Raw genomic sequence first — 1,291 nt, forward strand, 5'->3', positions numbered from 1 at the left:
GATGATGATGATCGCCAGCATCGGATGTTGCCCGAACCAGTCGATCGGCTGGGCCCCGAAGAAGCGGGCTATGTCGGCGAACACCCCGTATGGCGGGTGCATGATCATGTTCTTCCAGACCAATGCGGCCACCGGCGGCATGACGAAGAACGGCGAGATGACGAGGATGCGCACGATGCCCTGGCCCCACATCGGCTGGTCGATCAGCAGCGCCAGAAGGATACCGCCGATCACCGTGATCAGGAGCACGCTGACCACCAAGGTGAGCGTGTTGAGGATCGACTGCAGGAAGGCCGGGTTGGAATAGAACAGCGCGTAATTCGAGAAGCCGACGAAGCCGTCGCGGATCGGATTGAGCGGGTTGTACTGCTGGAAGGAGAACCAGATGGTGATGACCAGCGGCACGATCATCCAGACGAACAGCAGCACCACGGATGGCGCCATCATGAAACGGGCAAGCGAACGGGTCTGCTGAGTAGCCATGACGGTCACCCTTCACTGGTCAGACGGAATTTTCAAAGGCGTTAAAGGCGGCCGCCCGAACTGGGAACTCGGGCGGCCGTTGCCGGTCAAGGAGGCGACCGGCAGTCGGCACCGGGAGGAGCCTTACTTGATGTATCCGCCCTCGGTCATTGCCGCGGTGGCAGCGTCCTGGGCCTGCTTCAGCGCGTCGTCGACGCTCGACTGGCCGGCAAGCGCCGCCGAGAAGAGCTGGCCGACCGTGGTGCCAAGGCCCTGGAACTCAGGGATGGCGACGAACTGGACGCCGACATAGGGCACCGGCTTGACCGTCGGATGCGTCGGATCGGCGGCGTTGATGGAGTCCAGCGTCATCTTGGCGAACGGAGCGGCCTTCTGGTACTCGGCATTGGCGTAGAGCGAGGAGCGCGTGCCCGGAGGAACGTTGGCCCAGCCTTCCTTCGAAGCGACGAGCTCCGCATAGTGCTTGCTGGTCGCCCAGGAGACGAACTTCTCGGCGGCATCCGCTTTCTGCGTGCCGGCGGGGATGGCCAGCGACCAGGCCCACAGCCAGTTGCCGCGCTTGCCCAGGCCATTGTCGGGCGCCAGCGCATAGCCGACCTTATCGGCGACGGTCGAGTTCTTCGGGTCCGAAACGAAGGACGCGGCGACCGTGGCGTCGATCCACATGCCGCATTTGCCCTGCTGGAACAGCGCCAGGTTTTCGTTGAAGCCGTTGGAGGAAGCCCCCTCGGGGCCGTCGGCCTTCATCAGGTCGACATAGAACTGCAACGTGTTCTTCCATTCCGGCTGATCGAACTGCGGCTTCCAG

The 1,291-nt window shown here is 63.2% G+C and carries 2 protein-coding genes; both read right to left on the reverse strand.

Annotation, left to right across the window (positions count from 1 at the left end; translation table 11 throughout):
- Nucleotides 1-483 (reverse strand): sugar ABC transporter permease (locus EN969_RS31495; protein ID WP_164758687.1); only part of this gene is annotated, 483 nt, incomplete at its 3' end.
- Nucleotides 484-606: 123 nt separating this feature from the next.
- On the reverse strand, nt 607-1,291 hold a 685-nt coding region (locus EN969_RS31500), incomplete at its 5' end, for an extracellular solute-binding protein (protein ID WP_127419755.1).

It is taken from the genome of Mesorhizobium sp. M7A.F.Ca.CA.003.01.2.1 (genome assembly GCF_003998945.1).
Taxonomy (GTDB): Bacteria; Pseudomonadota; Alphaproteobacteria; order Rhizobiales; family Rhizobiaceae; genus Mesorhizobium; species Mesorhizobium ciceri.